Source organism: Enterobacter sp. RCC_40 (assembly GCF_041360735.1).
Lineage (GTDB): Bacteria > Pseudomonadota > Gammaproteobacteria > Enterobacterales > Enterobacteriaceae > Enterobacter > Enterobacter ludwigii.
This window is the reverse complement of the sequence record NZ_JBFUPR010000001.1, coordinates 449,351-473,269: the sequence shown is the minus strand read 5'-3', so window position 1 is coordinate 473,269 and position 23,919 is coordinate 449,351. Positions and strand designations below refer to the sequence as shown.

Sequence of the window (23,919 nt, the reverse complement as noted above, 5' to 3'; positions counted from 1 at the left end):
TCCAGATTCTGTTCTTACGGTCACAGGGCAAATGCTTCAGCGTTGATACGTGCGAATAAGCGACGATTTATATTCCTGGTATGGGCCTGCTGTGTTCCTTGCCACCCAACAGAACGCCTCCTCACCCGACTGGCTATCGAGTATTCCGCTACGCTCGGCACGCGCGATCGCCAGACGGTCTTCTGGCGAAAGCATGTCCAGACAGGAAAAGAGTGCGACTTGCTCCAGACCAGGCGCATGATTGCCGCTGGCGAGGTTGGTATGGATGAACGGCACAACGCGGTCGAAATATCGTTGCGCTACGCCGCCGGGTTTTGCGTAAATAAAACCGGCAAAAACCTCTTCCCAGAAAGGTGAGGATTCGGTTTGCAGGAGCAACAGCGCCGTTTCTGGCTCACACCACGGCTTACGCACCAGCACATTAGGGTTAATGGCAATAATGGGAGTGTTAAACGCCTGCAGTGCGTGGTGCAGGAAAACGAGGCGACGTGCAGCACGGACTACCGACATGTCCTCATTACGGGTTATTTGCTCATGGCTTGCAGAGAGGTTGAGCTCAGGTAGCTGTTCGCGAAGGGTCATCAGGCTATGTTTAACATCATCATTGCCGTTAATTAGATGCACATGCACATCAAGGACGTCGCGATTGGTCTCATAGAGTGAATAGAGCATCGGCACAGCGTGCTCGAAATAATCCTCGCTGTCGCACGTGACTAGCACCGTTGTTTTGGCAGCTGTGCTTTTTGCGATCCAGTAATCGTAGGATTGATTTTCCACCGCATGCTCGCTCACATGAAGCGATCGAAAATCGATGTACGAATCGGGTATGCCCCCCAGCCTGTAGATGCCGCAGGTAATCATCAACAGGGCCATAGGATCTTCGCCGATTAATGCAGCGTCTGCCGTCAGAGCCTGGATAACAACCATCGCCTGGTTGAAATCATTTTCCATTAAACAGATCAACAGCAGGATTTTCAGCACAGGTGCCGAATTGCTAACCAGCGAAAGGTTGTTGTTAATTAAAAATAACGCTGAGCTGATTTCATTGACGCGGAACAGAAGCTGAATGGCGGCGACAAGATAGTGAATGTTGTCATCGGCTTTTAACGCCGACACAATATATTCTGTCAGTTGGGTACTCATCTCGGCAGAAAGAGTTTGTTTTTCGCCAATGACGGACTCATCCAGTGCGGTGTTTGCCAGCACGATGGCACATAGCATGTCTTTTAAAGCCGTATCCTTTTCAGCATCCAGCCCCGTTTCGGCCACACGAATCATGGGCTCGAGCGCAGTGAAATTAGTGCTTTTAAAACTGAAAATTTCGGCCGTGATGTTGGCGGGCATAACATCGGCTTCTGGCAGATCAATGAATCGGGTAAACACATTCCGATAAAACTGACGCATAGCCCGGCTACGTGCGAATTCACTCATCTTATAACTCTTCGGTAAACTGTCGTCAGACGACCGGAAAAGGAGATTTTAGGCAGAGTAACACTGTGTTTCGGGGGGTGATGGCGGGAAAACGCTGCTAAATGCAGCCTTATTTTACAGATTACGATCCGGTGATTTTACGGAAAAATAGTGAAAAAAAAGGCTGCTGTTTCCAGCAACCTTTTTTAAAGATAGTGCGTCTATTAACGCAGCAGGGACAGCATCGCCTGTGGAACCTGGTTTGCCTGAGACAGCACGGAAGTACCAGCCTGCTGCAGGATCTGCGCGCGGGACATGTTAGATACTTCAGTTGCGTAGTCAGCATCCTGGATACGAGACTGAGCAGCAGACAGGTTAGTGATAGAGTTGTTCAGGTTGTTAATGGTAGATTCGAAACGGTTCTGAATCGCACCCATGTTAGAACGAGCGGTATCAATTTTAGAGATAGCGTTGTCAGCTGCAGTGATGAAAGCTTTAGCAGTGCTGTTATCGGTGATAGTACCGGTCAGGCCAGTGTCGAGGCTGGTAGCTTTAGCATCAATCAGTGCGCCAGTGGTGATAGCGATGCTATCAGTTGCACCAGTACCTGCGCCAACCTGGATGTTCAGAGAAGCAGTCTGGCTACCGTCCAGCAGTTTTTTGCCGTTGAAGTTAGCAGCGCCAGCGATACGGTCGATTTCACCCAGACGCTGAGTAATTTCAGTGCTGATTGAGGTGTAGTCAGTGGTACCGTTAGTATCGTTCGCAGCCTGAACAGCCAGCTCACGGATACGCTGTAAGTTGGAGTTGATCTCGTTCAGGTTACCTTCAGCGGTCTGAACCAGAGAGATACCGTCGTTGGCGTTACGAGCAGCCTGAGTCATCCCTTTAATCTGAGAGTTCATACGGTTTGCAATCGCCTGACCCGCAGCATCATCTTTAGAGCTGTTGATACGCAGACCAGAAGACAGACGCTCAATAGCGGTGCCCAGAGAAGACTGAGATTTGTTCAGGTTGTTCTGAGTGGTCAGGGACAACAGGTTAGTATTGATAACTGACATAATTTTAATTCCTTCAAAAATGGTTTCTAGGGTCGGTGCCTAACACTCACGGCGTCTCTCACCGTCAACAAGGTTATCGACGCTCGAACAGCAGACTTTAGAAAATATCGAAGAAAATATTTAATTATTTGTTTTATAAAGATTTATTTTACGCTAAAGCGGCTACAGAGTGCATGATGAATAAAAGATTAACGCAAAAAATCACCGTCTTATTCTCGTCGGTATATTTCTTCGTCATGCACCCTGTTGATTTAAAACGCGTCATTTAGGTCGCTTATTCAGCGATATATTTTTTAAGCTTGCCGTAAACTTTTCGTCGAACGGGCCGATAAACGACTGAAACATCCATTAAGAAGGAACACTACATGGCGACTATCAGTAATCTCGGGGTGGGCATGCCCGGCCTGTCAGATCTGTACGATAAGCTGCAGGCAGCAGAAGAAACAAAATTGACGGCTATTGCCAAGCAAAAAACCACCTACGACGCGCAGATTACCGGTTACGGCAAATTACAAAGCGCCCTGACGAATCTGCAAACCGCAGCTGCTAAGCTCGCAAAAACAGATACGTGGAACTCAACCTCCATTAGCAGCACCAATACTGCATTTTCGGCTATCAGCACCTCCGGCGCTAACGTTGGTGATGTGACAGTCAACGTCAGCAAGATTGCTAAAGGCCAGGTGCTGACGACCACGCCAGGCACTATCGACAGCAATACTAAGCAGTTAGGTGGCACCACGGGCACCAACAGCCGAACCATTACCATTACCCAGGCAGGCGCTGACAGTAAACCACTGACGGTAACCCTGGCCGATGGCGATACCTCCCTGAACGGGATCGCTAAAGCCATTAACGCTGCCAACGGCGGTGTCTCGGCAAGTGTGGTGAAAGCGGATGATGGCGACTATCGTCTGATGCTGACCTCCAAAACCACCGGTACCGATTCTGATATGACGGTAACAGTGACCGGCGACGATACGCTGAAAGGCATCATTGGCAGTGGCGCACTTACCGAACAGGTGAAATCACAAAATGCCGTCGTTAACGTCAACGGTATCCAGATTGTCCGCCAGACCAATACCATCACTGACGCCATTCCAGGGGTAACATTAACCCTGAAAGCACAGAGCACGGCCGATGAAACCCTGACCGTAACCCGCTCTACAGACGATAACAAAAAAGCCATTACAGAATGGGTAACTGCCTATAACTCTCTGCAGTCCACCATTGCCTCATTGACGAAATATGAGCCACCTGCGGTGGGTGCAACCGCCCAGTCTTCGAATAACGGCGTACTGATGGGTGACAGTACTATCCGCGGAGTACAATCCGATCTGCGTGCTTTATTGACCAATGTGCAGAGCGGTTCCTATGCCATTATGGCCCAACTTGGCATCACACAGGACCCGGTCAAAGGCGCGGACGGCGCGGTTGGCAACCTGAAAATTGATGATAAGAAATTAACCAAGATCCTCACGGATGACCCGGCTGGCGTGCAGGCCTATTTTGTCGGGGATGGTAAAACCACCGGTTTCGCCACCCAGATGAACAATACGCTGACTGACATGCTGAGCACCTCTGTAGGTAAAGAAGGCGTCATTCAGAATGCGAAGGACGGCATTAACGCCACGCTCAAATCCATCGGTAAACGTTATGACGCGATGGAGTTGACGATTGAAGCCACGATGGCGCGCTATAAAAAGCAATTTAACGATTTAGATAAGCTGGTCACAAAATTCAATGGCACGGCCACTTATTTGACCCAACAGTTCAGCAGTAAGTAAGAAAGGAAACGATATGTATAGCAAATCTGGTGTACAAGCCTATCAGCAGGTAGGTCTTGAATCTGCTGTCTTGAGTGCCAGCCCGCACCAGTTGGTTGTCATGTTGTTCGACGGTATCCATAGCGCGCTTATCCGGGCGCGCCTTTTCCTTGAGCAGGGGGACATCCCGGCAAAAGGAGAGGCCCTGTCTAAGGCCATTAATATTATCGAAAATGGCCTTAAGGCTGGGTTAAATATGGATGTGGGAGGAGAACTCCCCCGCAACCTTTCTGCCCTTTACGACTATATGGTACGCCGTTTGTTACATGCCAATCTGCGCAATGACATCGAGGCGATTACCGAAGTCGAGGCTCTGCTGCTCAATATTTCCGACGCCTGGAAGCAAATCGGCCCGGGTTATACTCCCAAGCAGGATTAACTTTAATGAACGACTCCAGCTTATCCCTTAAAAAGTGGCATGCTCTTTATGCGCTTAGCAATACAATGCTGAGCCTTGCTCAATCCGGGAAATGGGATGAGCTCATCGAACAGGAGGTTGCATACGTTTCGCTGGTTGAAGAGATCAGCACGACTCCTTTTCCGCCCGACAGCAAACACATCCAGGATCAGGCGATGGTGATACTGAATCAGGTGCTGCAGAATGAGCTCCTCCTCAAGGATTTGTTGCAGGAAAGAATGAGTGAGTTGAGCGGTCTTATTGCCCAAACCAACAAGCAAAAAAACGTTAACGTTACCTACGGGAAGTTGTCAGGCAACATATTATTTCCCGGAGAGATGAATCATTAATTCACATTAGCGATTCTTGATCCATACTCCAGAAGTCTGCCAAACGGCTTCTGGAGCACGGACGATGAAAAACCCCACCCTGTTACAATGTTTTCACTGGTATTACCCTGCGGGCGGTGAATTGTGGCGAGAGGTCACGGCGTTAGCCCCCAATCTTAACGAAATCGGCATCAATATGATCTGGTTGCCGCCAGCCTGTAAAGGCGCATCCGGCGGGTACTCGGTCGGATACGACACTTACGATCTCTTCGACCTCGGTGAGTTTGACCAGAAAGGCAGCGTCGCCACCAAGTACGGTGACAAAGCTCAGCTGCTGGAGGCCATCGACGCACTCAAAAGTAATGAGATCGCCGTCCTCCTTGACGTGGTGGTTAACCACAAAATGGGCGCAGACGAGAAAGAACCCGTCCGCGTTCAGCGCGTCAACGAACAGGATCGCACGCAGATCGACGATGAGATCATTGAGTGTGAAGCCTGGACACGCTACACCTTCCCTGCCCGTGCCGGGCAATATTCGCAGTTTATCTGGGATTACAAATGCTTCAGCGGCGTCGACCATATTGAAAACCCCGATGAAGACGGCATTTTTAAAATCGTCAACGACTACACCGGTGAAGGCTGGAACGACCAGGTTGATGATGAGATGGGTAACTTTGATTACCTGATGGGCGAAAACATTGATTTTCGCAACCATGCCGTCACCGAGGAGATCAAATACTGGGCCCGCTGGGTCATGGAACAAACTGGCTGTGACGGTTTTCGTCTGGACGCCGTCAAACACATTCCCGCCTGGTTTTATAAGGAGTGGATTGAACACGTTCAGGAAGTTGCAACGCAACCGTTGTTTATCGTGGCGGAATACTGGTCCCACGAAGTGGATAAACTGCAGGCCTATATTGACCAGGTCGATGGCAAGACGATGCTGTTCGATGCCCCCCTGCAGATGAAATTCCACGAAGCATCGCGCCAGGGTCGGGAATACGACATGAGCCAAATCTTTACCGGCACCCTGGTCGAAGCCGATCCGTTCCATGCGGTAACTCTGGTTGCCAACCATGACACTCAGCCTTTACAGGCGCTGGAAGCGCCGGTCGAAGCGTGGTTTAAACCGCTGGCCTATGCCCTGATCCTGCTGCGTGAAAACGGAGTGCCCAGCGTCTTTTATCCGGATTTATTCGGTGCCAGCTATGACGATACGGGCGGTGACGGCGAAACCTACCATATTGATATGCCGGTCATCGAGCAGCTTCACGAGCTGATCCTCGCCCGCCAGCGTTTTGCCCACGGCGTGCAGACGCTGTTCTTCGATCACCCAAACTGTATCGCCTTCAGCCGCAGCGGCACCGAAGACGATCCTGGCTGTGTGGTGGTGATGTCGAATGGCGATGACGGCGAGAAAGTGATTTGTCTGGGTGAAAACTACGGCAACAAAACGTGGCGTGATTTTCTCGGCAATCGCGAAGAAACGGTCACCACCGCAGCGGATGGCGAAGGCACCTTTACCTGCAAAGGTGGAAGCGTCAGTGTGTGGGTGATTGAGGATGCGTTGTAGTTGTAAAAGCATCTGACGTGAATTGAATGCCGGGTCAGGCGAAGCTGCCACCCGGCAACATGCACTACGGAAGTTTACTCTCAAGCGGATTTTTGCTCAGATAATCTGCGCACTCTACCGTCGGGCGATCGACCTTCTGTAGCTCCATACCATCATACTCAAGAACAGAGCCATCGCGCTCCAGCGGATAAATATCCAGCTTGCGGGTGACGTTATAATAACTGTCTGAACGCAGCATGATTTTACCCGGTACAGCGATCACGCGCTGCCACTGACGGCAGTCCAGCGTATCGCCCTCCTCCGTCACCACCAGCGTGGCAATCGCCTCTGGGCTCACCATTTTGCTCTGCGGCCCTTTTGACTGCCAGTACCCTGCCAGATGCGCCGGGACGGGGTGTTTGATCACTTCCTGATAGTTATCCACCTGAACGCACCCGGTCAGTGCCAGCAGCGCGCCAGCAATTGCTATTTTTTTCATCATCTTTCCTGCATTCGAAGAAAAAAATATTGTGGCATTAAAGCGCTTAGGCTGCCAGCGAAGATCGACGGGGCTTAAACCTGCATCCCCATCACTTCCTGATAAGCAGACACAAGCTTATTACGCACCTGAATCCCCATCTGCAGGGAAACCGAGGCTTTTTGCAAATCGGTCATCACATCATTCAGTGCCACGCCCGGCTCGCCGAGGGTGAACTTCTCCGCCTGAGTACGTGCGGCGGTCTGGGTATCGCTGATACGGTCAAGCGCGGCGTGCAGTTGTCCTGCAAAACTGATGCTCGGTTGTTCTGCCACATTCTGATTACGGGCCGTCATCGCCGTTGCCTGCAACTGACTGATCACCCCTTCAATACCCTGTATAGCCATGACTCTCCCCTGAATGGTTTTTTACGGGGTCAAGACTAACAGCTTGTCAATAAGATAATGGCGGTAAATAGCGTGAAAAAACCAGGTTATTTGACGCATAGAAAATCCTGAATCATCAAATAATGGCAGGGCCATCAATATGGAACTTTTGTCGTGTTTGCCGACCCGGGAGTCAGTTTTGTTTCTCTACACGAATAACGTAAACCACCAGGATTTAAGAGGTGCGCAATGAGTGCAACAGCATCGACAGCGCCACAAAATAAATCACTCGAGTGGATGAACCGCCTTCGCGCGAATCCTAAAATCCCGTTGATCGTGGCAGGCGCTGCCGCAATTGCGATCCTTGTAGCGATGGTCTTGTGGGCGAAAAGCCCTGATTACCGCACGCTTTACAGTAACCTTTCCGATCAGGATGGCGGTGCTATCGTCACCCAGCTTACCCAGATGAACATCCCTTATCGCTTTGCGGATAACGGCGGTGCGCTGGAGGTACCGGCTGATAAGGTGCACGAACTTCGTCTGCGCCTGGCGCAACAGGGACTGCCAAAAGGCGGTGCGGTAGGTTTTGAACTGCTGGATCAGGAAAAATTCGGTATCAGCCAGTTCAGCGAGCAGGTGAACTACCAGCGTGCGCTGGAAGGTGAGCTGGCCCGTACGATTGAAACATTGGGTCCGGTGAAGAGTGCCCGTGTGCACCTGGCCATGCCTAAACCCTCCCTGTTTGTCCGCGAGCAGAAATCCCCGTCGGCCTCCGTCACCGTTAACCTCCAGCCTGGCCGTGCAATGGATGAAGGACAAATCAGCGCGGTGACCCATCTGGTCTCCAGCGCCGTTGCCGGTCTCCCGCCAGGTAACGTGACGCTGGTTGATCAAAGTGGTCATCTGCTGACCCAGTCCAATACCGCAGGCCGCGATCTGAATGACGCGCAGCTGAAATATGCCGCGGATGTGGAAAGTCGCGTGCAGCGTCGCATCGAAGCCATCCTTGGCCCGGTCGTGGGTAACAGCAACGTGCATGCGCAGGTTACCGCGCAGATTGACTTCTCTAATAAAGAACAGACCGAAGAGCAATACAGCCCGAATGGCAACCCGGCTCAGGCGGTAATGCGCTCTCGTCAGGTCAATGAAAACGAACAGGTTGGCGGCGCATACCCAGGCGGTGTGCCAGGCGCATTGTCTAACCAGCCAGCACCGGCTAACGCGGCACCAATCTCAACGCCACCGGCTAATCAGCAGAACGGTCAGCAGACCACATCAACAGCCAGCACCGCCGGTCCGCGTACCAGCAGTCGTAACGAAACCACCAACTACGAAGTGGACCGTACTATCCGCCACACCAAACTGAACGTGGGCGATGTACAGCGTCTGTCGGTTGCGGTGGTGGTGAACTACAAGACGCTGGCGGATGGCAAACCGTTGCCGTTGACCGCCGAGCAGATGAAACAGATTGAAGACCTGACCCGTGAAGCGATGGGTTACTCCGAGAAGCGCGGCGACACGCTCAACGTGGTGAACTCACCGTTCAACTCGGTTGAAGAGTCAGGTGGCGAACTGCCGTTCTGGCAACAGCAGGCGTTTATCGATCAGCTGCTGTCCGCAGGTCGCTGGCTGCTGGTTCTGATTGTCGCGTGGCTGCTGTGGCGTAAGGGCATTCGTCCTCAGCTCCAGCGTCGTGCTGAAGCTGAAAAAGCGGCGCGCGAACAGGTCAGTACCCGTCAGGAAGTGGAAGATGCGGTTGAAGTTCGCCTCAGCAAAGACGAACAGATGCAGCAACGCCGTGCTAACCAGCGTATGGGCGCCGAGGTCATGAGCCAGCGCATTCGCGAAATGTCAGATAACGATCCGCGCGTCGTGGCGCTGGTCATCCGCCAGTGGATGGGTAACGAACATGAGTAACACGCTTTCAGGCACCGATAAAAGCGTCATCCTGCTGATGACCATTGGCGAAGACCGTGCGGCCGAGGTGTTCAAACACCTCTCGCAGCGCGAAGTACAGATTCTCAGTGCGGCAATGGCAAACGTACGCCAGATCTCTAACAAACAGCTGACGGAAGTGCTGTCTGAATTTGAGCAGGAAGCTGAACAGTTTGCCGCGCTCAACGTCAACGCCAACGACTATCTGCGCTCCGTGCTGGTCAAGGCGCTGGGCGAAGAGCGTGCTGCCAGCCTGCTGGAAGACATTCTGGAAACGCGCGATACCGCCAGCGGTATCGAGACGCTCAACTTTATGGAGCCGCAGAGTGCCGCCGACCTTATCCGCGACGAGCACCCGCAGATTATCGCCACCATTCTTGTCCACCTCAAACGTGGCCAGGCGGCCGATATTCTGGCGTTGTTCGAAGAGCGCCTGCGTCACGATGTGATGCTGCGTATCGCGACCTTCGGTGGTGTCCAGCCAGCCGCGCTGGCGGAGCTGACCGAAGTGCTGAACAACCTGCTCGATGGCCAAAACCTCAAGCGCAGCAAAATGGGCGGCGTGAGAACGGCGGCAGAGATCATCAACCTGATGAAAACGCAGCAGGAAGAGGCGGTCATTACCGCCGTCCGCGAATTCGACGGCGAGCTGGCACAGAAAATTATCGACGAGATGTTCCTGTTCGAAAACCTGGTCGAAGTGGACGATCGCAGCATCCAGCGCCTGCTCCAGGAAGTGGACTCCGAGTCGCTGCTTATCGCCCTCAAAGGTGCCGAGCAGCCGCTGCGCGAGAAGTTCCTGCGCAACATGTCTCAGCGTGCGGCAGATATCCTGCGCGACGACCTTGCCAACCGTGGCCCGGTCCGTCTGTCTCAGGTGGAAAACGAACAGAAAGCCATCCTGCTTATCGTTCGTCGTCTGGCGGAAACCGGCGAGATGGTGATTGGCAGCGGAGACGACACCTATGTCTAATGAACTGCCGTGGAAGCGCTGGACGCCCGACGATCTGGCGCCTCCCCTGTCAGAGTTCACACCCGCCGTGCTGTCGCCCGAAGAGGGCGACCCGGACGTCGAGCAGCCTGAGCTGAGCGAAGAAGAGCAGCGCGCGCAGATGCTGGCCCAGTTGCAGATGCAGGCCCATGAGCAGGGCTACACGGCTGGCCTGAACGAAGGACGTCAGAAAGGCCACGATCAGGGGTATCAGGAAGGTCTGGCCAAAGGGTTAGAACACGGCATTGAACAGGCGCGCCAGCAACAGGCTCCACTTCACGCCCGTATGCAGCAGCTGGTCAGCGAGTTTCAGCACACGCTGGATGCGCTGGACAGCGTCATTGCCTCAAGGCTGATGCAGATGGCGCTGGAAGCCGCCCGTCAGGTGATCGGCCACGCGCCGGCGGTGGACAACACCGCGCTGATTAAACAAATTCAGGGCCTGCTTCAGCAGGAGCCGCTGTTCAGTGGGAAACCGCAGCTGCGCGTGCATCCGGACGACCTCCAGCGCGTGGAAGAGAGTCTGGGCGCGACGCTGAGCCTGCACGGCTGGCGTCTGCGCGGCGACCCGTCGTTGCATCAAGGAGGCTGCAAAGTCTCTGCTGATGAAGGTGACCTGGATGCCAGCGTTGCGACCCGCTGGCAGGAACTGTGCCGTCTGGCAGCACCGGGAGTCGTCTGATGACTGCACGCCTCACCCGCTGGCTCAACACGCTCGATAATTTTGAAGCGAAGATGACGCAGCTGCCGTCCGTTCGCCGTTACGGACGACTCACGCGTGCCACCGGCCTGGTGCTGGAAGCCACTGGCCTGCAGCTTCCGCTGGGAGCCACCTGCGTGATTGAGCGTCAGGATGGACTAGAGACGCGTGAAGTTGAGAGCGAAGTCGTCGGCTTTAATGGCCAGCGCCTGTTCCTGATGCCCCTTGAAGAAGTTGAAGGCATCCTGCCCGGGGCGCGCGTGTATGCGAAAAACATCAGCGGCGATGGACTGCAAAGCGGGAAACAGCTCCCGCTTGGCCCTGCCCTGCTTGGCCGCGTACTGGACGGAAGCGGTAAACCGCTGGACGGTCTGCCCTCGCCGGACACCACCGAAACCGGCGCGCTGATCACCCAGCCGTTTAACCCCCTTCAGCGTACCGCCATCGAACATGTCCTCGACACCGGCGTGCGCCCGATTAACGCCCTGCTGACCGTAGGCCGCGGGCAGCGTATGGGCCTGTTTGCCGGCTCAGGGGTGGGTAAATCCGTCCTGCTTGGCATGATGGCACGTTACACCCAGGCCGATGTCATCGTCGTGGGTCTGATCGGTGAACGTGGTCGCGAAGTAAAAGACTTTATTGAAAACATTCTCGGTGCAGAAGGCCGTGCCCGCTCGGTGGTCATCGCCGCACCGGCGGATGTCTCACCGTTACTGCGTATGCAGGGTGCTGCGTATGCCACCCGTATCGCGGAAGATTTCCGTGACCGCGGCCAGCACGTGCTGCTCATTATGGACTCACTGACCCGCTATGCGATGGCGCAGCGTGAAATCGCTCTCGCCATCGGAGAACCTCCGGCGACCAAAGGTTATCCGCCTTCGGTCTTTGCCAAGCTCCCGGCGCTGGTCGAACGTGCAGGAAACGGCATCAGCGGCGGCGGCTCAATCACCGCTTTTTATACGGTTCTGACCGAAGGCGATGACCAGCAGGACCCGATTGCCGACTCCGCGCGAGCGATCCTCGACGGTCATATTGTGTTATCGCGCCGTCTGGCCGAAGCCGGTCACTACCCGGCAATTGATATCGAAGCATCAATCAGCCGTGCAATGACGGCATTGATCACAGAGAAGCACTACGCCCGCGTGCGTAACTTCAAACAACTCCTCTCCAGCTTCCAGCGCAACCGCGATCTGGTGAGCGTGGGGGCGTATGCCAAAGGCAGCGACCCGATGCTCGACAAAGCGATTAGCCTGTGGCCGCAGCTGGAGGCGTTTCTGCAACAAGGTATTTTTGAACGCGCCGACTGGGAAGACTCACTCCAGGCACTGGATCTGATTTTCCCGCAGGTGTAACACAGGTGGAGGGCGAAGGTCATGGCGCAAAACAGCGCGTTATCAACGCTGAAAGATCTGGCTGAGAAAGAAGTTGATGATGCCGCATTGCAGCTTGGCGCAATGCGACGCGGGTGCCAGCAGGCTGAAGAGCAGTTGAAGATGTTAATCGACTATCAGCATGAATATCGCACCAACCTCAATACCGATATGACACAAGGCATTGGAAGCCAGCGCTGGATTAACTATCAGCAGTTTATTCAGACGCTGGAAAAGGCGATTGAACAGCATCGCCAGCAGCTTAACCAGTGGACCCAGAAAGTCGACACCGCGCTGAATTTCTGGCGCGAGAAAAAGCAGCGACTGCAGGCCTGGCAGACCTTACAGGACCGACAGATCGCGGCAACGACCCTGGCGGAAAACCGTCTGGATCAGAAGAAAATGGATGAGTTTGCCCAGCGCGCATCAATGAGGAAACCGGAATGATCACATTGCAACAACTGCTGATGACCGACAGCGACCTGTCGGGCGGCATGCAAACAGGGAAAGGCACCGACGGTGCACAAGACTTTCTTTCTCTGCTGGCAGGCTCCCTGACTGACGCAACAGGCCAGGGCAACGATGCGCCGCTGACGCTGGCTGACCTGAAAGCAGCCGGCAGTAAGCTGTCAAAAGTTGCTCAGGAAGCCGGGGGAGAGAACACCCTGCAGGCCAAAATAGCCAACTTGCTCTCGCGTCAGCCAGCCCTGACAGGCGATGAACCGACAGCAGCCACCCCGCTGGAAACCCTCGTTTCCGGGCTGGTGCCGGTTTCAAAAGGTGATGCCCTGAAGACCCTGAGCGCGGTGAAAACGCAGGATGACAGCAAAAGCGAGCTGAGCGAAGAAGAGCTGGCAGGGTTGAGCGCGCTGATGGCGATGCTGCCCCACCAGCAGACGGCAACGCCGGTGGCCTCTGGCGCGACAGGCAATGGCCTGACGGCGAAATCAACGCTGAACGCTGCCGCGCTTTCGCAAAATGGTGCAGGTCAACAGTCCATGAGCACCCTGCTGGCGGGCCATGAAAAAGCGCAACAAGCGTCGACTTATCAGGCGCAGGCGCAGGCGCAAAACGCCGATCCGTCTCAACCGGTCAACGCACCGGCGACCCCGATCGTGGCCGCCGCCGCTGAGAAGCAGGATCTCGCCAGTTCACCCTCTTCAACAGCCCCGACCGCAACGCTTGCGCCCGTCATTTCCAGCAACGTCACCAGCCACGCTGCCGCAACCGTTGCCACGGCACCGGTATTGAGCCAGCCGTTGGGAACCCAGGAGTGGCAGCAATCCCTGAGTCAGCACATTACGTTGTTCACGAAACAGGGCCAGCAGACCGCAGAGTTGCGTCTGCACCCGGAAGATCTGGGCCAGGTCCAGATTACCCTGAAACTGGATGATAACCAGGCACAGCTGCAAATGGTGTCGGCGCACAGCCACGTACGTGCGGCCCTGGAAGCTGCACTGCCGGTCCTGCGCACGTCGCTTGCTGAGAGTGGCATTCAGCTCGCGCAAAGCAGTGTCAGCAGCGAGAGCTTTGCCGGACAGCAGCAGTCCTCCTCTCAACAACAGCAACAGGCTTCACGTTCCGGTAATACCGGCGGTTTTAATGAGGAGAGCGATGAGTTACTGCCTGCCCCTGCCGCCCTGCAATCCGCGGCGCGTGGCAACAGTGCCGTAGACATCTTTGCCTAAACGCCAGAGGTAGCGTGATTATCCCCGTCTTTTCCACGCTTTGACGACAGCAGGACACGGGATAATCACCTTATTAAGCTGTACCGAAACAGGAAGCTCGTATCAGATGACTGACTCCGCGATCACCAAAAAAAGCAAGCGTTCCATCTGGATCCCGCTGCTGGTGTTAATCACGCTCGCCGCCTGCGCTACCGCGGGCTATAGTTACTGGCGTATGCAGCAGGAACCTTCTACCGCTGCGGCCAAAGCCGAACCGCCTCCTCCGCCGGCACCGGTATTCTTCCCACTGGATACCTTCACCGTGAATCTGGGTGATGCGGATCGTGTGCTGTATGTGGGTATTACGTTACGCCTGAAAGATGAAGCCACGCGTGCGCGCCTGAATGATTATCTTCCTGAAGTGCGTAGCCGTCTGCTGCTGCTGTTCTCTCGTCAGGACGCCTCAACGCTTGCTACCGATGACGGTAAGCAAAAGCTGGTCGACGCCATTAAACAGACGCTGGCGACCCCGCTGGTAAACGGTCAACCCAAGCAGGAAGTCACTGACGTTCTGTATACAGCCTTCATACTGCGGTAACGACATGGGCGACAGTATTCTTTCTCAGGCAGAAATCGACGCGCTTCTTAACGGCGACAGCGATAAGAACGATGATCCGCAACCGGGTATTGGCGGCGATAGCGATATTCGTCCTTATGATCCCAATACCCAGCGCCGCGTAGTACGTGAACGTCTACAGGCGCTGGAGATCATTAACGAACGCTTTGCACGTCAGTTCCGTATGGGGCTGTTTAACCTGCTGCGTCGTAGCCCGGATATCACGGTCGGTGCGATCCGCATCCAGCCGTATCATGAGTTTGCCCGCAACCTGCCGGTGCCAACGAACCTTAACCTGATCCACCTGAAACCGCTGCGCGGCACAGGTCTGGTGGTGTTTTCGCCAAGCCTGGTGTTCATTGCGGTGGATAACCTGTTTGGTGGCGACGGGCGTTTTCCGACCAAAGTGGAAGGGCGTGAATTTACCCACACCGAGCAGCGCGTCATCAACCGCATGCTGAAGCTGGCGCTGGAATCTTACAGCGACGCGTGGAAAGCGATTAACCCACTGGAAGTGGAGTACGTACGTTCTGAGATGCAGGTGAAATTTACCAATATCACCACCTCCCCGAACGATATCGTTGTTAATACCCCGTTCCATGTGGAGATCGGTAACCTGACCGGTGAGTTCAACATCTGCCTGCCGTTCAGCATGATCGAACCGCTGCGTGAACTGCTGGTCAACCCGCCGCTGGAGAACTCACGCAACGAAGATCAGAACTGGCGTGAAAACCTGGTGCGTCAGGTTCAGCATTCTCAGCTTGAGCTGGTGGCGAGCTTCGCGGATATCCCGCTGCGCTTATCCCAGATCCTGAAATTACAACCCGGCGATGTTTTGCCGATAGAAAAACCCGACCGCATTATTGCCCATGTGGATGGTGTCCCCGTGCTGACAAGTCAGTACGGCACAATTAACGGTCAGTATGCGTTACGCGTTGAGCACTTGATCAACCCGATATTGAATTCGCTGAATGAGGAACAGCCCAAATGAGTGACATGAACAATCCGTCCGATGAAAACAGCGGAGCACTGGACGATCTGTGGGCTGACGCGTTAAACGAGCAAAAAACGACTCCGGCCAAAAGTGCAGCGGATGCTGTGTTCCAGCAGCTCGGCGGCGGCGATGTCAGCGGTACGCTGCAGGATATTGATCTGATTATGGATATCCCGGTTAAGCTGACCGTGGAACTGGGCCGCACCCGCATGACCATTAAAGAGCTGCTGCGTCTGACGCAGGGTTCCGTGGTGGCCCTTGACGGTCTCGCTGGCGAACCGCTGGATATTCTGATCAACGGTTATCTCATTGCCCAGGGTGAAGTCGTGGTGGTTGCCGATAAATACGGCGTGCGCATCACCGACATTATTACGCCATCTGAACGTATGCGTCGTCTGAGCCGTTAAGCATGAAAACCCAGGCAACAATATCACAGCCCTCTGCCGTTCCCGGCTCTCCGCTGCTCCAGGTGAGTGGCGCGTTGCTCGGTATTATTGCCTTTATTCTTATCGCCGCATGGCTGGCGAAGCGCTTCGGCCTGGCGGGTAAAACCGCCGGCACCCGCGGTCTGAAGGTCAGCGCCAGCACGACACTGGGGCCACGCGAGCGCGTGGTCGTTGTCGATGTGGAAGATGCACGGCTGGTGCTGGGCGTGACTACCTCCAGCATCAACGTCTTGCATAAACTGCCGCCAGCCCCGGCAACGGGTGACGAGCGCGCAGAAGTCCCTGCGGATTTTCAGTCCGTCATGAAGAGTTTGCTTAAGCGTTCCGGGAGATCCTGATGCGCCGTTTGTTATCCCTTACGCTTGCGGGCGTCGGCCTGTTTGCCCCTGCGGTTTACGCGCAACTGCCCGGTCTGGTCTCAACCCCTCTTGCAGGCGGCGGGCAAAGCTGGTCGCTGCCAGTGCAGACGCTGGTTTTCATCACCTCGCTGACGTTTATTCCGGCGATCCTGCTGATGATGACCAGTTTCACCCGAATCATCATCGTCTTTGGTCTGCTGCGCAATGCGCTGGGCACCCCGTCCGCGCCGCCTAACCAGGTACTGCTGGGTCTGGCGCTGTTTTTAACCTTTTTCATTATGTCGCCGGTTATCGACAAGATTTATACCGACGCATACCAGCCGTTTAGCGAAGATAAAATCTCCATGCAGGAGGCGCTCGATAAAGGGGCTCAGCCGCTGCGGGAGTTCATGCTCCGCCAGACCCGGGAAGCGGACCTGGCACTCTTTGCCCGCCTGTCCAATACCGGCGAGCTTCAGGGACCGGAAGCCGTTCCGATGCGTATTCTGCTGCCTGCGTATGTCACCAGTGAGCTGAAAACGGCCTTTCAGATTGGCTTTACCATCTTTATTCCGTTCCTGATTATCGATCTGGTGATCGCCAGCGTTCTGATGGCGCTCGGGATGATGATGGTGCCCCCGGCCACCATTGCCCTGCCCTTTAAGATCATGCTCTTTGTCCTGGTCGATGGCTGGCAACTGCTGGTCAGTTCGCTGGCGCAGAGTTTCTACAGTTAAGGAGCCGTAATGACGCCAGAATCGGTCATGATGATGGGCACGGAAGCGATGAAAATCGCGATAGCCGTTGCCGCGCCGTTACTGCTTGTCGCGCTGGTGACCGGTCTGATTATCAGTATCCTGCAGGCCGCCACGCAGATTAACGAAATGACGCTGTCATTTATCCCAAAAATCATCGCCGTGTTCGTGGCGATTATCGTTGCCGGGCCGTGGATGCTGAACCTGTTGCTGGACTATATGCGCAACCTGTTTACCAATCTGCCGTACATCATCGGCTGACCCGACGATGCTGCACTTCACCAGTGACCAGTGGGTTCAATGGCTTGGCGTCTATTTCTGGCCGATGCTGCGTATCCTGGCGCTGATTACAACGGCCCCCATTCTCAGTGAGAAAACGATACCCAAGCGCGTCAAAGTGGGGCTGGGCATCATCATCACCATTATCGTCGCCCCTTCTCTCCCGCCCGTGGATATTCCGATCTTCTCGGCGAAAGCGGTGTGGGTTGCACTGCAACAGGTGATGATTGGCGTGGCCGTAGGCTTTACCATGCAGCTTGCCTTCGCGGCCGTGCGGACCGCCGGCGAACTGATTGGCCTGCAAATGGGTTTATCATTCGCCACGTTTGTGGATCCCGGTAGCCACCTCAACATGCCGGTGCTGGCGCGCATTATCGATCTGCTCGCCATGCTGCTGTTCCTGTCGTTCAACGGCCATCTGTGGCTCATCTCCATGCTGGTGGATACCTTCCATACGTTGCCGATTGGGGAAAACCCGGTGAACAGCAACGCGTTTCTGGCGCTTACGCGTGCGGCCGGGCTTGTTTTCCTGAACGGCCTGATGCTGGCGCTGCCGATCATCACCCTGCTGCTGACCGTGAACCTCGCCTTAGGCTTACTCAACCGAATGGCACCGCAGCTCTCAGTGTTCGTCATTGGTTTTCCGCTGACGCTGACGGTCGGTATTTTATTAATGTCATTACTGATGCCCCTTATCGCCCCCTTCTGTGAGCACTTATTCGGCGAGATATTCAATCTGTTAGCAGATATTGTCAGTGAGCTACCGCGTAAATAATAGCCCTCACAGTTGATATTGTCTTTCTGAGGATATTCCTAAAATAAAACGTGAAAAACATCTTCCAGGATATATCTGACGCGGTTTAATTGTTTCTAACCACCTCACAATACTTAATATTTACTTTACTTTAAGAAGATTCCTGGCAAATTATACGTAACTTTACGGGATAGTGAGTCCGCCTGAAAGTCTTTGTCATGCTCACAGGTTTATTAATTTTTTCCATCCCGTATGGCTGTTATGAGCTCTCAGGCAGATGGTGAATTATCGTTACGCATTGAGTGAGGGTATGCCATGTCAACGATCATTATGGATTTATGCAGCTACACCCGGCTAGGGTTAACCGGGTACCTGGCAAGCAGAGGGGTAAGAAAGAGAGACATCAACGATGCACACACCGTTGACGAACTCGCAGCCGCTTGTGACGAACTTAAACCAGGCGTGGTGTTTATTAATGAGGACTGTTTCATTCACGATCCAGCCAACAGTCAGCACATTAAGCAAATCATTAATCAGCATCCAAAAACCCTGTTTATTGTTTTTATGGCGATCGCGAATATCCATTTCGATGAGTATTTGTTGGTTCGTAAAAATTTATTGATCAGTTCTAAATCGATTAAACCAGAGTCGCTGGATGACATTCTGGGTGATTATTTGAATAAAGAAGTTAAAAATGTAGGAGCGGTTAACTTACCCACCCTATCATTAAGCAGGACTGAATCAAGCATGCTGCGAATGTGGATGGCAGGGCAAGGGACTATTCAGATCTCAGACCAGATGAATATTAAAGCCAAAACCGTTTCGTCACATAAAGGAAATATTAAAAGGAAAATTAAAACGCATAATAAGCAAGTGATCTATCACGTGGTACGCCTCACCGATAATGTGACGAACGGGATTTTCGTCAACATGCGTTAGTCGCTAAAAAAACCCTTTGCACCCTACCTTTGATCTCTGGCCTGGCCAGAGATTTTTGCTTCTGTGGACAGTGTCGGGCGCGCCAGTCGCCACCCGACGCCATGCTATTGCGCCTTCTCTACAAAGATGCCATCCGGGTGTCCCAGTTCGTTAAAAAACCAGATGCCGAGCGGGTAGTCTTCAAGTGATACCAGGTACATCGTGCCTTCACTAAACTCTTCAATTGCCAGGACCACACCCGGGCGGCGCGGTCCACCGTCCGTTTTAACGGTTACCCGATCGTTGACCTTCATACGTTCCTCCTCTGGTTTTGAGCCAGTGTAGAACAAAACGCCTTAACTGGCATCGCTGCCCGGTGTGAATGGCGTTTTTGTGCGCAGTCTATACTTACGGTTGGAGACGGCAAAATGAGGTACCCCGTAATGAAGACCGACAAAGAGTACAGCGACACCATCAAACGTGAGGTTGAGGTGGATGTCGATGCCCTGCTGGCCGCCATCAATGAGATCAGTGAGTCAGAAGTCCGTCGTTCAGACGACAATTCAGACAGGGTCATTGTGAACGGAAGGGATTATCACACCTACCGTGAACTGGCGGAGGCCTTCGAGCTTGATATCCATGATTTTAGCGTGTCTGAAGCAAATCGTTAGGACGAAAAAAATCCCGGTCATGGGGATGACCGGGATCAAAACTTGCTTATGCAAGAAGCACTTGAAAATTCGTTACACCAGGAAATCTGATGTACACAAAACACTATCCTCAACCATTTTGTATGACAAGCATATATTCTCATGGCGAATATAATATTTGGTACATAATAAATTTAGTTATGAGGGACAACATGCGCCGAATGCGGGTTTGGCAGGAGAGATACCCTTTTGCCTCACTTAAGCATTAGGAATTTTTTTAGGAATATTCTTAGGTGGCAGTTTGTCAGTTATCAGGAGTCGTTATGCCTTCACTGCAGGATAGCCTGCTGATCTTTTCCGATCTCGACGGCTCGTTGCTCGATATTCATACGTACGAGTGGCAACCGGCCATGCCCTGGCTGGACACCCTCCAGGATAACCAGGTGCCGGTTATTCTCTGCAGCAGCAAGACCGCGGCAGAAATGCTGGATATCCAGCAGGATCTGGGTCTGGAGGGGTTACCATTCATAGCTGAGAATGGCGCGGTGATTCAGCCCGACGTGCGCTGGGAGACAGGTCAACGCCACATCAGGGGGATGACGCACCGCGACATTCGCCCGCTGATCGACCAGATTCGCCAGCAGCGGGGCTTTAAATTCACCACCTTTGATGACGTCTACGAACGGGTTATCAGCGAGTGGACGGGGCTGACGCGCTATCGTTCGACCCTCGCGCGCCGACACGAAGCCTCCGTTACGCTCATCTGGCGCGACAGCGATGAAAAAATGGCGCAATTTGACGAGGCGCTGGCGCAGTGTGGCCTGAAATGCCTGCAGGGAGCCCGCTTCTGGCATGTTCTGGATGCTCGCTGCGGTAAAGACGTTGCGGTTGACTGGCTGATTGAGCAGTACCGTGCGCGGGAAGGCATCGTACCGGTCACCCTGGGGCTCGGCGATGGTCCAAATGATGCCCCGCTGCTGGACAGCGTGGACTACGCCGTGGTGATTAAGGGCATTAACCGGCAGGGCATCACGTTACGTGACGATAACCCCGCCCGGGTGTACCACACGCAACAGCCCGGACCCGCGGGCTGGCAGGAGGGGCTGGATCACTTCTTATCCTGATCGTGCCAGAACACCCGGTTGCGCCCGCACTGCTTGGCCTGATACAACCGGGCATCCGCCACTGACTGCAGCTGTTCGAAATCGTAATTGTCCTTTTCCTGGGCGCTACTTACCCCCAGTGAGGCACTGATACGCACGGTGGTACTCTTTTTCACTAGGATCTCTTTACTGTTGATGCGTGAGCGAATGCGTTCCGCAATCCCCCTCGCCTCTTCAAGCCCGCTGCCGGGCAGTACCACGCAGAACTCTTCCCCGCCCACGCGTCCGGCAACATCATTCTTGCGCAGTGCGCTGCCAATCAGGCCCGCGGCATGGGAAAGCACTTTGTCCCCGGCCTGATGGCCAAAGCGATCGTTAATGCTTTTAAAATGGTCGAGATCGATTTGAATCACCGAGAACGGCAGCGACTGCTGCCGACATTTTTCCGACAGCATTTTGGCACGCTCAAACAGGGCACCACGGTTATTCAGGCGGGTGAGCGGATCGTGCCAGGCCTGCCACTGCAAAGAGTGCTGAAGCGTGTACATATTGCTGACCATCCGACGGATAACCAGCCACGAGATAAGAAGCATGGCGGTGAAGAGTGCCCAGAGCAGCGCCAGCACGATACTGATACTGCCGAAGTCCCCCTTCACGCCTTCATGCAGGGTATGAACGCGTAAAATCACACCATCGAAGTGATCGAGCCTCTCCCAGCTGATAAAGCGGCTTCCGAGGCGGATCCCCCCGCCGGTATCGTTCTCGATTGCGTGTGCTATCTGCGCCGTTTCGCGTTCGTCAAACCGGTTCACCAGGCTACCGGCCTCTTCTGACGTGGCAATCATATTCAGCCGGGTGTCGTACAGCTGATATTCCCCCTCTGTACGCTCTTGCGTTGCCTCTTCCAGCAGATGTTTCATGGTCTTCAATGAGAAATCCATCGCCACAACGCCATACCAGTAATGGTCAAAATAGATCGGCACGCTGGCCGTGATCATCCGTTCACCACCGGTCCAGGGCGACGGGCTGGAGATAAACCAGCGCACCGCGCGAGCGCGATTGTTACGTTCAGACTGCTGGGTAAACCACGGCTGGGTAACCAGATAGTAATAGCGCTGGCTAATATCACTCGTCTGTTCAGGCGTGTCCGTCGCAAGGTAAAACCCGGCGCGTGACGCATAGATAACCCGCTCTTCACTTTGCCCCACCGAGGACGCCAGTCGGAGTAAATACCCCACTTCGAGGGCGGCAGAAATTTCATTGCTGATACGCTCAGGATCACGATTCAACAGCGTGGTTTTTTCGACGAACGCATCCGACACGCCGTTAATGGGGAGAGTGCGTTTTTTATCAACGGCGAGCTGCCAGCTGGGGCGTGTGCGAAAGGCGTTAAAGCGTGAAATCGCTTCATACAGGACATCAAAGGCCAGCGGCGTCTGGATGGCATCACGCATGCTTTTGCGGAAAAACAGCATTTTATCCACGCTGTACTGTAACTGCCGGTCCAGCGAAGTGGCTACCGTTTCCAGATGATTACGCTGGCTGGAGATATACGCATCTTCCAGTACCACCACCTCTCGCCAGGTCAGGAGCGTGGAAAATATCAGTACGATGAGAAAACAGAGATTAACAATCAACCCCGGATTGCTACGCATATGCAGCCATTGCAGAAAAGAGCGTCTTACAACAAAGGTCTCGCGCTGCACACACACTCCCTGATTACTGCCCGACGCCGGATACGGAAGGTAAAAACGCCCGGCAAAGCCGGGCGTTATGTCATTAAGCCTTGTCTCGCTTGCGCTGCCCGTCTCCCGGTTGAAGCTCATCTTCACGGAACGCTTCCCGCTTGATGCTATAACCGTCGTGCCACCGGCATTCCACCATACCGCTGGAATACCCGGTGACAATCATACGTGGGCCGCCCTTCTTAGGCTTAACTTCATCACTGACCAAAAAGACCATACCTGCCTCCTGTATCAGGGTGAAACGTTTTCAATTTAGACGAGGAATGATCTTTTTGCACCCCGCAACAGGTAACAATTAGTGCGACGTTCCGCGGATTTTTTCGACCAGTTTTACGGCCCCAACCACGATAATGCCAATGATAAAGCCCAGCACAAGATTAAGCAGCGTGGGCAGAATCGCCGCCACTATGCTGCCCTGCGCCGAGGCGAAATGTTCAATAGCATGGTGCAGCGGCGCGATACCGTGAACCACAATACCGCCTCCGACAAGGAACATCGCCAGCGTGCCAACCACTGACAGGCTCTTCATCAGCCAGGGCGCGGTCACCAGCAGGCTTTTGCCGATACCTTTGGCGATAGCGCTCGATTTTTCTTCCAGCCAGTAGCCGATATCATCCAGCTTAACGATAAGCCCCACCAGCCCGTACACCCCCACCGTGACCAGAATGGCGATCCCTGAGAGGATCAGGACCTGGTTCAGAAGCGGTGCTTCAGAGACAATACCTAACGTAATGGCCACGATCTCCGCCGACAGAATAAAGTCGGTACGAATGGCACCTTTCACCTTATCACGCTCGAAGGTTTTAGGATCCTGCGCGGCCAGCGCCTCAAGACGCTGCTGGCGCATTTCCGGCGTGTCGCTGTTCTTACGTGCGGCGAACGAGTGCAGGATCTTCTCAGCGCCTTCGAAGCATAAAAATGCGCCGCCAATCATCAGCAACGGCGTGATCGCCCATGGGATAAACGCGCTGATCAGCAGCGCAAGCGGCACCAGGATCACCTTATTCAGGAATGAGCCTTTCGCTACGCCCCATACCACCGGTAATTCACGGTTGGCCCGAACGCCGCTCACCTGCTGGGCGTTGAGCGATAAATCGTCTCCCAGAACCCCGGCGGTTTTCTTCGCCGCCAGTTTTCCCATCACCGAAATGTCATCCAGTAAGGTGGCAATATCATCCAGTAATGTTAATAAGCTACTTCCTGCCAAAATCTCATTCCTTCT

At 54.0% G+C, this 23,919-nt stretch carries 27 protein-coding genes and 1 pseudogene; 20 read left to right on the top strand and 8 right to left on the bottom strand.

The features are described from left to right. Positions 1-36: 36 nt before the first annotated feature. Positions 37-1,431, bottom strand: coding sequence for a hypothetical protein (locus AB6731_RS02175; RefSeq protein WP_163305287.1), 1,395 nt, complete (start codon positions 1,429-1,431; stop codon positions 37-39). A 203-nt stretch (positions 1,432-1,634) separates the two neighbouring features. Continuing rightward, complete coding sequence (locus tag AB6731_RS02170) at positions 1,635-2,471, bottom strand: flagellin (protein ID WP_020883343.1); 837 nt, start codon at positions 2,469-2,471, stop codon at positions 1,635-1,637. Between the two features lie 365 nt (positions 2,472-2,836). Between AB6731_RS02170 and fliD the strand changes: the two genes are divergently transcribed. The 4 genes from fliD to amyA all read left to right on the top strand — a co-directional run bounded on the left by fliD (position 2,837) and on the right by amyA (position 6,593). Next, entirely contained in the window at positions 2,837-4,255 is a 1,419-nt protein-coding gene (fliD, locus tag AB6731_RS02165) for a flagellar filament capping protein FliD (RefSeq protein ID WP_044856850.1), read from the top strand. 13 nt (positions 4,256-4,268) lie between these two features. Continuing rightward, a complete protein-coding gene (fliS, locus tag AB6731_RS02160) occupies positions 4,269-4,673 on the top strand; it encodes a flagellar export chaperone FliS (RefSeq protein ID WP_014170724.1) in 405 nt (134 codons plus the stop codon). Positions 4,674-4,678: 5 nt separating this feature from the next. Continuing rightward, positions 4,679-5,041: a flagella biosynthesis regulatory protein FliT gene (gene fliT, locus AB6731_RS02155; protein ID WP_014170725.1), complete on the top strand. Its 363-nt coding sequence runs from the start codon at positions 4,679-4,681 to the stop codon at positions 5,039-5,041. Between the two features lie 64 nt (positions 5,042-5,105). Next, positions 5,106-6,593, top strand: coding sequence for an alpha-amylase (gene amyA, locus AB6731_RS02150; protein ID WP_020883341.1), 1,488 nt, complete (start codon positions 5,106-5,108; stop codon positions 6,591-6,593). 64 nt (positions 6,594-6,657) lie between these two features. Here the strand turns inward: amyA and yedD are convergent, their stop codons facing one another. Both yedD and fliE read right to left on the bottom strand, forming a co-directional pair. Then, a complete protein-coding gene (yedD, locus tag AB6731_RS02145; RefSeq protein ID WP_020883340.1) occupies positions 6,658-7,071 on the bottom strand; it encodes a lipoprotein YedD in 414 nt (137 codons plus the stop codon). Positions 7,072-7,145: 74 nt separating this feature from the next. Then, positions 7,146-7,457: a flagellar hook-basal body complex protein FliE gene (fliE, locus tag AB6731_RS02140; RefSeq protein WP_014170728.1), complete on the bottom strand. Its 312-nt coding sequence runs from the start codon at positions 7,455-7,457 to the stop codon at positions 7,146-7,148. Positions 7,458-7,685: 228 nt separating this feature from the next. Here fliE and fliF point away from each other — a divergent pair, with 228 nt between their 5' ends. The 14 genes and pseudogenes from fliF to rcsA all read left to right on the top strand — a co-directional run bounded on the left by fliF (position 7,686) and on the right by rcsA (position 19,220). Then, positions 7,686-9,353, top strand: coding sequence for a flagellar basal-body MS-ring/collar protein FliF (gene fliF / locus AB6731_RS02135; RefSeq protein ID WP_371005838.1), 1,668 nt, complete (start codon positions 7,686-7,688; stop codon positions 9,351-9,353). Continuing rightward, on the top strand, positions 9,346-10,344 hold the full coding sequence (gene fliG, locus AB6731_RS02130; RefSeq protein ID WP_014170730.1) for a flagellar motor switch protein FliG: 999 nt from the start codon (positions 9,346-9,348) through the stop codon (positions 10,342-10,344). Before fliF ends, fliG begins: the two co-directional genes overlap by 8 nt. After that, a complete protein-coding gene (gene fliH, locus AB6731_RS02125; RefSeq protein ID WP_371005837.1) occupies positions 10,337-11,044 on the top strand; it encodes a flagellar assembly protein FliH in 708 nt (235 codons plus the stop codon). Before fliG ends, fliH begins: the two co-directional genes overlap by 8 nt. Beyond that, on the top strand, positions 11,044-12,414 hold the full coding sequence (gene fliI, locus AB6731_RS02120; protein ID WP_232946979.1) for a flagellar protein export ATPase FliI: 1,371 nt from the start codon (positions 11,044-11,046) through the stop codon (positions 12,412-12,414). The genes fliH and fliI overlap by 1 nt, the downstream gene beginning before the upstream one ends. A 21-nt stretch (positions 12,415-12,435) precedes the next feature. Beyond that, entirely contained in the window at positions 12,436-12,879 is a 444-nt protein-coding gene (gene fliJ / locus AB6731_RS02115) for a flagellar export protein FliJ (RefSeq protein ID WP_014170734.1), read from the top strand. Then, positions 12,876-14,120, top strand: a complete 1,245-nt coding sequence (fliK, locus tag AB6731_RS02110) for a flagellar hook length control protein FliK (protein ID WP_371005836.1) — start codon at positions 12,876-12,878, stop codon at positions 14,118-14,120. The genes fliJ and fliK overlap by 4 nt, the downstream gene beginning before the upstream one ends. A 106-nt stretch (positions 14,121-14,226) precedes the next feature. Next, the gene (gene fliL / locus AB6731_RS02105; protein ID WP_020883336.1) at positions 14,227-14,697 is read left to right on the top strand and encodes a flagellar basal body-associated protein FliL; all 471 of its coding nucleotides are present in this window, start codon (positions 14,227-14,229) and stop codon (positions 14,695-14,697) included. A 4-nt stretch (positions 14,698-14,701) separates the two neighbouring features. Next, positions 14,702-15,706, top strand: a complete 1,005-nt coding sequence (gene fliM / locus AB6731_RS02100) for a flagellar motor switch protein FliM (RefSeq protein ID WP_014170737.1) — start codon at positions 14,702-14,704, stop codon at positions 15,704-15,706. Further along, entirely contained in the window at positions 15,703-16,116 is a 414-nt protein-coding gene (fliN, locus tag AB6731_RS02095) for a flagellar motor switch protein FliN (RefSeq protein ID WP_014170738.1), read from the top strand. Before fliM ends, fliN begins: the two co-directional genes overlap by 4 nt. Before the next feature lie 2 nt (positions 16,117-16,118). Then, the gene (fliO, locus tag AB6731_RS02090; protein ID WP_219373159.1) at positions 16,119-16,493 is read left to right on the top strand and encodes a flagellar biosynthetic protein FliO; all 375 of its coding nucleotides are present in this window, start codon (positions 16,119-16,121) and stop codon (positions 16,491-16,493) included. Further along, positions 16,493-17,230, top strand: coding sequence for a flagellar type III secretion system pore protein FliP (fliP, locus tag AB6731_RS02085; RefSeq protein WP_008500316.1), 738 nt, complete (start codon positions 16,493-16,495; stop codon positions 17,228-17,230). Before fliO ends, fliP begins: the two co-directional genes overlap by 1 nt. A gap of 9 nt (positions 17,231-17,239) precedes the next feature. Next, positions 17,240-17,509, top strand: a complete 270-nt coding sequence (gene fliQ / locus AB6731_RS02080) for a flagellar biosynthesis protein FliQ (protein WP_008500315.1) — start codon at positions 17,240-17,242, stop codon at positions 17,507-17,509. 7 nt (positions 17,510-17,516) lie between these two features. Beyond that, positions 17,517-18,318 (top strand): annotated as a pseudogene (gene fliR, locus AB6731_RS02075) (flagellar biosynthetic protein FliR). A gap of 278 nt (positions 18,319-18,596) precedes the next feature. Beyond that, a complete protein-coding gene (rcsA, locus tag AB6731_RS02070) occupies positions 18,597-19,220 on the top strand; it encodes a transcriptional regulator RcsA (RefSeq protein WP_008500313.1) in 624 nt (207 codons plus the stop codon). Positions 19,221-19,324: 104 nt separating this feature from the next. Here rcsA and dsrB read toward each other — a convergent pair whose 3' ends face one another. Further along, positions 19,325-19,513 carry a protein DsrB gene (dsrB, locus tag AB6731_RS02065; RefSeq protein WP_020883333.1) on the bottom strand — a complete coding sequence of 63 codons (189 nt, stop codon included), beginning with the start codon at positions 19,511-19,513 and terminating at the stop codon, positions 19,325-19,327. Positions 19,514-19,642: 129 nt separating this feature from the next. Between dsrB and yodD the strand changes: the two genes are divergently transcribed. Both yodD and AB6731_RS02055 read left to right on the top strand, forming a co-directional pair. Further along, entirely contained in the window at positions 19,643-19,870 is a 228-nt protein-coding gene (gene yodD / locus AB6731_RS02060; protein ID WP_008500310.1) for a YodD family peroxide/acid resistance protein, read from the top strand. Between the two features lie 302 nt (positions 19,871-20,172). Then, positions 20,173-20,973 (top strand): mannosyl-3-phosphoglycerate phosphatase-related protein, encoded by an 801-nt coding sequence (locus AB6731_RS02055; RefSeq protein WP_371005835.1) that lies wholly within the window; start codon positions 20,173-20,175, stop codon positions 20,971-20,973. Here AB6731_RS02055 and dgcQ read toward each other — a convergent pair. From dgcQ to AB6731_RS02040, 3 genes are all read right to left on the bottom strand, one after another. Next, positions 20,958-22,658 carry a cellulose biosynthesis regulator diguanylate cyclase DgcQ gene (gene dgcQ, locus AB6731_RS02050; protein ID WP_025203799.1) on the bottom strand — a complete coding sequence of 567 codons (1,701 nt, stop codon included), beginning with the start codon at positions 22,656-22,658 and terminating at the stop codon, positions 20,958-20,960. The genes AB6731_RS02055 and dgcQ overlap by 16 nt on opposite strands. Before the next feature lie 73 nt (positions 22,659-22,731). Continuing rightward, on the bottom strand, positions 22,732-22,914 hold the full coding sequence (locus AB6731_RS02045) for a YodC family protein (RefSeq protein WP_014170745.1): 183 nt from the start codon (positions 22,912-22,914) through the stop codon (positions 22,732-22,734). A gap of 78 nt (positions 22,915-22,992) precedes the next feature. Then, complete coding sequence (locus AB6731_RS02040; RefSeq protein ID WP_020883330.1) at positions 22,993-23,904, bottom strand: DUF808 domain-containing protein; 912 nt, start codon at positions 23,902-23,904, stop codon at positions 22,993-22,995. Positions 23,905-23,919: the final 15 nt, after the last annotated feature.